The sequence below is a fragment of the Actinacidiphila rubida genome (assembly GCF_900110255.1).
Lineage (GTDB): Bacteria > Actinomycetota > Actinomycetes > Streptomycetales > Streptomycetaceae > Actinacidiphila > Actinacidiphila rubida.
On record NZ_FODD01000095.1, the window covers coordinates 1 to 7,203 of the forward strand.

Here is a 7,203-nt window from a genome sequence, read left to right on the forward strand (position 1 = left end):
CCGGTGGCCGTTTCTCTATGCGGGCACCAACCCGGACGCCGGGACAAACCCCCGGAACAGGTCCCACCCGCTACACCACTTCCAAGGACGCAACCCGGGACGGATCGCTCTCCGCGACCCTGATCGCCCGGCCCCAGCGCCGACCCGGGAGGGTCCCCAGTGGTCCGCCCGCTATCCGGAACCGCTGACGGACGATGGCTTCGTGGGTGAGGTGCAGGACGAGATCGAGTCGTTGAGTGGGCGGCCGACCAGTTCCGGCAGATGCTTGGAGGCGATCAGGCGGTATCTGGAGGAGCCCACCGAGGAACACCGCCAGGATGTCCGGGCGGCCTATCTGGCCATTCCGGCGCATCGACGAGTTTATGTGCTGGGCGACATGGACCTGCAGGACATCCCTTTGCGGAAGCTGATCACCGATCACGGCGAGCCCGTGGGCGGCGACGGCCCGATTGCCACGGCGGAGATGCACCGCGAGGTACTGGAGTACTTCCGAGCCGGTGACCGGGGCGTGGAACGAAGCCGCGAGCTGCACCGACTGCTGTATGCAGATGATCCGCAAGGAGCGGGGGTTCCCGCGATCACGTCGAACGAGCGGGTCACCCCCTTGAATGAGCCGCCGGAGCGGCTGGACCTGTCCGTCTTGCGCAACGAGTTCCCGGCGCCCTTCATGTACCGGGGCCAGCGATATCCAACGGTGCTGCACGGCTACTGGGCCTTGGCAGCCGCCGATCGCTCCGATCACGATCACATCCGTGACGCGGTCACGGTCCGCGAGGCTCATGAGGCCGGCGGCTGCGTCCCGTTGAGGCCTCAGTGGTCTCTTGTCCGCACCGCCGTCATGGCCGCACTGTTGCGTGCAAAGTTCACCCAGCACCTGGAGTTGGCCGAGGTGCTGCTGTCCACCGGTGACGCCAGAGTCAGTTACACCGGGATCTCGGAGTCGCCGCACTGGACCGACCGCGGTCCGCGGGAAGGCCGTAACTGGATGGGTCGCCTGCTCGAACTCACCCGAGCTGAACTCCTGGCAGAGCGGGTCGTCAACGAGGCGGGCTAGCCGTGCCCGAGTAATCGTGCGGGCATGCGCATCGGCGAGCACCGGGGTTGCGGTAGTTCACTGCTGTACGGCTCCCCCTACCAACGTCGCCACCTGTCAGTGATCTCGTACCGGCTGATGCGGTGACGCGCAGCGAGCCCGGCTACATCGATGCCGTGCTCAGTGAGCACTTCATCGATGAAGACGCACAATTGCTCTCGCTCGTCAGTGTCGAAGGTGCTCGTTTCGTAGCGATCATTGACCTCGTTGAGCGCCAGGACAACGCTTCCCACGACATGGAATACCTGGTCGTCCATGGGTTCGGCGATTGCGCTCACATTGCTCTGGAACTCGGTGAGGACAGCATCGGTGTCGCTCAGGAAGTTCTCGGAGTAGGAGTCCGCCATGCGGGCGCACTCGGGGTCCAGCATGCCGGCCGTGACCTGTCGCCCTTCCTCGGTGATCAGGGCGCGCCAGTGTTCTGAGGGTCGCACAGCCATGCGCGAAGCGTACGGGGTGCCTCGTCTCCTCTACTCACCCAGCTTGGTCGTGGAACGTGCCCAGTTGGGAAGACCAGTGCGGTGGCGTGGTGACCTCGTACGGCCCCGTCCAGAGCCTGGGGCGCCTGCGGCCGGCTGAGGGGCACGACGAATCTGCCTCTCCTGCAGGGACGTTCGACGCGTGGTTGCTGTACTTTGCTGATCTTCGGATGTGCGCTGTGCTGCATGTCCCGGGCTGGGGGGCTCATGGAAGCAATGAAGCTGACGGCGCATGGCGCACCGGTGCTCGGGGTGGTCATGCTCGCCATGTTGTTCGTGACAGCGGTCTGGGACGTCATGTTTTCCGGGGCAAGACTCCGGGCGTGGACCGAACCACTCGGCGTGCTCGTCGGAGGCGCAGCGCCGTTGTGGCTGCCCGGCCTGGTGCCGTGGAACATCGTCGTCGGCGCGCCACTGATCGCCATCGTCTGGTATACGAGCAGGGGTTACCGGTCGGGCTCGCTGCCTCGGCACACTCGGAGTGCGGGGCGCTAGACGAGTGGTCGGACGTTGCCGAACGCCGACGAATGAGACCAGCGCTGAGACCGGTTGCTCTTAGAACTCCTAACGAAATGATCTTCGAGGTGATTGGATCAGTCTGGAACTGATGATCCGGGGGTGTGGGGTGGCTCGGCCCAAGCCGTGGGAGGTCGACGACGAGTTGTGGGCGGTGATCGAGCGGCTGCTGCCCAAGGTCGAGCGTCGGACCCGTCACCCGGGGCGCAAGCGGCATCCGGACCGGTTGGTATTCCAGGGCGTCCTGTTCGTGCTGCACACCGGGATCGCCTGGGAACATCTCCGCAGGAACTCGGCTTCGGTTCGGGCATGACCTGCTGGCGGCGCCTGGCCGAGTGGAGCGAGGCCAATGTGTGGCCCCGGCTGCACGAGCTCCTCCTCGCCAAGCTCCGCAGCGCGAACGCCCTGGACTTCTCCCGCGCGGCGGTCGACGGCTCCCACATCCGGGCGTTAAAAGGGGTCCCAAGACGGGACGAAGCCCTGTTGACCGGGGCAGGACGGGCAGTAAGCACCACCTGATCACCGATGCCACTGGCATCCCGCTCGCCGCCACCTTGACTGGCGGCAATCGCAACGATGTCACCCAGCTGATCCCGCTCCTCCAGGCTGTGCCGCCGGTGCGAGGCAAGCGGGGCCGGCCCCGTCGCCGCCCTGACGTGGTGCTGGCCGACCGCGGCTACGACCACGACTAGTACCGCCGTCTGGTCTGGGACCTCGGCGTGAAGCCCCTGATCGCCCGCCGCGGCACCGAACACGGCTCCGGCCTGGGCAACCAACGCTGGGTCGTGGAGCGCGAGTTCGCTCACCTGCACTGGTTCCGGCCGGCTGCGGATCCGCTGGGAGATCCGCGACGACATCCACGAGGCCTTCCTCACTCTCGGATGCGCACTCATCTGCTGGCGCAGACTGCGCGCTCTGGCGAGCGATGCCGTGGGCAGCTAGTCAGCCGCTGCCAGTCGGTTGAGAACCTCCATGGGGGTGAAACTCCAGCCGACCAGGCGCGGCCCGCTCCAGTTGATGCCGATCCCGAGTCCATCCCGGGCGGCATCTGGCAACACGCTCTCGCACCAGGTGTCCAAGGGCATGGATCCAACGCGCAGCCCATACCCCCAGATCTTCGCTGCCTTCTGGGCGCGAGCCGAGGTCGACCAGAACGGAAGACTTCGCGTGCCGTTCCCGGAGAGGTGAGTCGGGCTTCCGTCGTCACCCCGGACAAGCCAGACCACTCGGCTCTGGCGAACATCTCGGAAAAAGGCTGCCGCCTGTGAACCGCTCTGGCTCATGACCACCGAGCCTACCGATCCCCGCCACTCATTTCGTTAGGAGTTCTTATGCCGCGTGCGCGATGAACTCGACCGTGGAGGTGTCACCGTCGAGGGCGATGTTGAGTGACGCGTCGAGTGCCTCAGCGAGCCGGGCCAGCAGAGGCAGCGTGGGGACGGTGCCACCGAGTTCGAGTTTGGACACCTGGGGTTGGGTCATGCGTGCCCGCTTGGCGAGCTCGGTCTGGGAGATACCCAGTTCGGTCCGGCGGTCGTACACCGCTTGTCCGAGTTCGAAGGCCATCCGGATCTCTGTGCGCATGGCTTCCACCTCGGGAGGCTCAGCGTTGCCTTCCGCGATCTTCCGCTCGCGGGCGAGCTTCCATTGGGCGTGGTTCACGGGCCCTCTCCCTTCGTGACATCGCGGGTGAACTCGTCGTGCGCGGTGTGGCGCTCGGCCTCGCAGACCTTCCTGGCCTGCTCGGCCCGATCCACTTCGGCATCCTCCCGCATCCGTGTCTTGCGGAACACGGTCAGCAGCACGATCCGGCGATCGGGGGCGAGCCAGTAGGTCAGACGGACGGCGTTGCCGTCGTGGCCGAGGCTGAACCGGAGTTCGCGTAAGCCGTCACCAAGGTGTCGCGCATAGGGCTCGGAGAGGGTCGTCGGGGCGTCGAGCAGACGTTCGGCCGCATGCTCGGCCACCAGGTAGTCGCGATCGGACAGGTTGTCCAGCCAGTGCCAGACTTCCGGTTCGATCTCGATCTCCCAGCCATCGCTCATATATCCGACTATATAGACAGTCAAGTGTATGGGCAAGCGGAGGGGTGCAGCGCGGCGACCTCCTGCAAGCGCCGAATAGGAGCGAGCACAGGCCCACTCGCCCCATCAGCTCCCACGCACGAAACTCCCAGGACGACTACCCGGCCCGTAGCCTCCCGTCGAGTGCGGCGAAGTCCGCGGTGGCGCGGTCGACGTCGGTGATCTCGTCGTCGAGCCGGGCGAAGGGTCGGCCGGCTGCCCAGCCGAGACAGGTACGGGTCTTCCAGCGCGGGCCGGACGGCTCGGGCTTCTCGGAGGGCTCCGGCCAGGTGACCACGGGGAGCCGCGGCAGGCTCAGGAGAGGTGCGAGGCACTCGTTGGCCTCGGACTCCCACGTAGTGGCCCACGCCAGATCGCACGGCAGAGTCAGCACCCTGGGCCCGGGTGCTGGGTCGCCCCTGGCCAGCAGTGGATTCGCACCGGCTTCCTGCGGCACGTATGTCGGGTAGCCGTCCGGATGCTGTTCGCGCGTACCGCGAAGGGGATGAGCGGCCCGTCGACGTCCAGGAAGAGCAGAGGCTCCGGTCTGGGACGGATCACGGTGGGCGGTAATCGCCAGGACCGCGACCCTCGAACCTGACCGATCGACCGACATGCACCCCGAAGGCGCTTTGCCGCGGACCAGTTGAGACCACACGCGTTGATGGCCCCCGCTGCGAGCAGCGGGGGCCATCAACGTCGTGCCCGGTGAGGCAATGGCGGAGGATACGAGATTCGAACTCGCGAGGGGTTGCCCCTCACACGCTTTCCAACGGGTCACGTCGTCGATCGTGGGTGACCAGGTGTGTACTGACCTGCGGTGAATGTTCATCCGACAGCCGGATGGACGCTGCTGAACGCAACGCAGCGAATGAGACCAGAACTGAGACCGCGGGGCAGCTCTACGATGTGAGGGGAGCAGAGGAAGTGCTGGCCCGCCATTCCAGCGCTTCGGGTTCTTCGGTGAACTCCACCAAGTGCTGGCCAGCGTAGCGTTGCAACGCGTCCCGCACGTCGCTGGGGGTGACGTAGAAGAACTCCTTGCGACCGTTCACCCGGTTGACCCTTTGCGATGCAAAGGTCTGGTGGAGTTGCGCTTCGAGGCCGACCGCGTCCTTGCTGAAGATCAATGCGTGGACGTCGAAGCGGAAGGGAACGGCTGCGCCACTGAGTTCTTGCACGCGCTCCAGAGGCTCGAGTCGCCGGGTCAGGCCGATCTTGACCATCCGGTCGCCGAAGGCGCCGACGTTGGAGATGACGTATACGTAGCCCGTCCGGATGTTGGCGGCTCTGGCCTCCACATCGCGCAGCGCGGATTCGATCTCGGCGAGTTTGGCTTCCATCTCCTGGACTGCCGCGTGGTCGCCCCGCTCCCGGAGGCGCTGGAGAGCGGCCTCGTAGTGGCTCTGTTCCTTCCGCAGCTTCTCCCGCTCACGGTCCAGCTCGCGCTGTACTGCGGCCTCTTCCCGCTCGCGGGCTCGCAGTTCACGCTGGGCCTCCTTCTCCTCTTCCTTCTTCTGCAGGAAGTCCGAGGTGAGCTCCAACTCCCGCACCCGGGCGTTGTGGTAGTTGTCGGAGATGCGGATGTGCATGGTCGAGCCGAGCCTGGCGATGGTCTCCCGGCTCTTGTAGAGCCGGTCGATCAGTGAGTTGAGGCGGTGCGGACGCATGCTCCGTACGGCGTAGTCCGCTTCCGCGTTGTAGGCGCGCAACATGAGCTTGGAGAAGTCGCGGACCATCTTCTGGCCCTCGCGCCTGGAGCCGTTGACCGTCCAGTCCTGAGCGCCGAGGACAGCCTGGTTCGCACGTGCCAGGTTCTTGATCTCCGCCTGCAGGGAGTCGAGACGGCTGCGGTAGGCGACGGCATCGTGTAACTGGTGCCGGTAAGAGTAGATCCCTACTTCCTGGAGCATAGCTATCTCGTCCGTGGTGACGATTTTGGCTTGCGTCGCAGCAAGGTGTGTCTGGGCCTCGTAGGTTTCCCGGCGGTATTTCTCCGCCTCCTTCTGAAGACGCTGGGTCTCCTTCGCTGTTCTGCGGGCGTCGTCCAGGATCTCCTTGGCCACGTCCCGGGCGTCGTTGCGTATGCCCTCGGCCTCCCTCTCGGACTGCACCCTCAAAGCCGCTGCTTCAGAACGTACTTGGTGGATGAGCCCGGCGATCTGCTCCGCGTTCGCGCCCTGCGTCCTGGCGATCCACGCACGCAACTCGGCTGCCTCGCAGGGCTCGTCGCGCCGCCGGCGACCGAACAGACCGCCGCGTTGCGGCGGTAGTGCCGTCGGTGACGCGATCTCAGGCGCGCCGTTCTGTGACGGCTCGGCGGTCACACCGTGGTTGTCCGGCGCTGCCGGCTCTGTTGCGCCCGCGCCGGTACGAGCCCATGAAGGACTTCCGTTTCTCCCCTGGTTTCCGGATTGGTCCATCGCAAGCCCCTCTGACCTCGCTGCGCGCGAACGTGCTCGCCTGACGATCTCCGCGGTGTCAGTACTCGTCATGGTCTGTTCTGTGCGGAGAGGGACATCCTGCCGGATCGTCTCTACCCAAGGGTGGAAAAGTCCGATCGTTGTGACCTTGTCGTGATTGGTGAGGCATCGTGCCTCGGAGCATCTCGATGCGGTCGTCCTCGTGTGTGTTCCGAGAGGGCAGGCCGAACATTGCGAGGCCGGCTCCGTCCCCACCGACGACGTACCGAATGCCGCGGCGGCGGCCTGGCTGGCGCGCCGCACCCCTGTCGGGACCGCGCAACGCATGCCCGCCACCGCAGAAGGGGACGCCGCTGGCCGACTCATGCCCATCTGGTGCTGGGTCGGCGATCGGACACGGTCCCGCGCGACAGCGGCTGTGGACAAAAACCAGGACAACGAGGGGTGAGCCAACGCCGAAGGGCCCCACCGCGACCGGTGGGGCCCTTCGACGTATTGCCCGGTGAGAGCAATGGCGGAGGATACGAGATTCGAATGTCGGCGACGGCTGAAAAGTGGACCAGTGGCGGCGCTTGAAAGTTGACCCCCTTCAAGGGTCTGGCTCGTTGAGTCAGGCCGGGAGGATGGGT

General features: G+C 65.8%; 7 protein-coding genes and 2 pseudogenes. 3 read left to right on the top strand and 6 right to left on the bottom strand.

Going from position 1 to position 7,203, the window contains the following annotated elements; all coding sequences use genetic code 11:
* Nucleotides 1–202 precede the first annotated feature (202 nt).
* Nucleotides 203–1,054 carry an NADAR family protein gene (locus tag BMW99_RS38585; protein WP_069462002.1) on the top strand — a complete coding sequence of 284 codons (852 nt, stop codon included), beginning with the start codon at nucleotides 203–205 and terminating at the stop codon, nucleotides 1,052–1,054.
* 77 nt (nucleotides 1,055–1,131) lie between these two features.
* On the opposite strand, the gene BMW99_RS38590 is transcribed toward BMW99_RS38585, so the two are convergent.
* On the bottom strand, nucleotides 1,132–1,533 hold the full coding sequence (locus tag BMW99_RS38590) for a hypothetical protein (RefSeq protein WP_069462003.1): 402 nt from the start codon (nucleotides 1,531–1,533) through the stop codon (nucleotides 1,132–1,134).
* 246 nt (nucleotides 1,534–1,779) lie between these two features.
* Between BMW99_RS38590 and BMW99_RS38595 the strand changes: the two genes are divergently transcribed.
* Both BMW99_RS38595 and BMW99_RS38605 read left to right on the top strand, forming a co-directional pair.
* Nucleotides 1,780–2,067 carry a hypothetical protein gene (locus BMW99_RS38595; RefSeq protein ID WP_143080627.1) on the top strand — a complete coding sequence of 96 codons (288 nt, stop codon included), beginning with the start codon at nucleotides 1,780–1,782 and terminating at the stop codon, nucleotides 2,065–2,067.
* Between the two features lie 112 nt (nucleotides 2,068–2,179).
* Nucleotides 2,180–3,030, top strand: a pseudogene (locus tag BMW99_RS38605) (IS5 family transposase).
* Here BMW99_RS38605 and BMW99_RS38610 read toward each other — a convergent pair.
* The 5 genes and pseudogenes from BMW99_RS38610 to BMW99_RS38630 form a co-directional block, all read right to left on the bottom strand.
* Nucleotides 3,027–3,371 carry a DUF2750 domain-containing protein gene (locus BMW99_RS38610; protein WP_075018411.1) on the bottom strand — a complete coding sequence of 115 codons (345 nt, stop codon included), beginning with the start codon at nucleotides 3,369–3,371 and terminating at the stop codon, nucleotides 3,027–3,029. The pseudogene BMW99_RS38605 and the gene BMW99_RS38610 overlap by 4 nt on opposite strands.
* Nucleotides 3,372–3,417: 46 nt before the next feature.
* Complete coding sequence (locus BMW99_RS38615) at nucleotides 3,418–3,672, bottom strand: helix-turn-helix transcriptional regulator (RefSeq protein ID WP_245791808.1); 255 nt, start codon at nucleotides 3,670–3,672, stop codon at nucleotides 3,418–3,420.
* A 74-nt stretch (nucleotides 3,673–3,746) separates the two neighbouring features.
* Nucleotides 3,747–4,133, bottom strand: coding sequence for a type II toxin-antitoxin system RelE/ParE family toxin (locus tag BMW99_RS38620; RefSeq protein WP_069462006.1), 387 nt, complete (start codon nucleotides 4,131–4,133; stop codon nucleotides 3,747–3,749).
* A gap of 136 nt (nucleotides 4,134–4,269) precedes the next feature.
* A pseudogene (locus tag BMW99_RS38625) lies at nucleotides 4,270–4,709 on the bottom strand (HAD domain-containing protein).
* A 344-nt stretch (nucleotides 4,710–5,053) separates the two neighbouring features.
* The gene (locus BMW99_RS38630; RefSeq protein WP_245791809.1) at nucleotides 5,054–6,478 is read right to left on the bottom strand and encodes a DUF4041 domain-containing protein; all 1,425 of its coding nucleotides are present in this window, start codon (nucleotides 6,476–6,478) and stop codon (nucleotides 5,054–5,056) included.
* Between the last annotated feature and the right edge of the window lie 725 nt (nucleotides 6,479–7,203).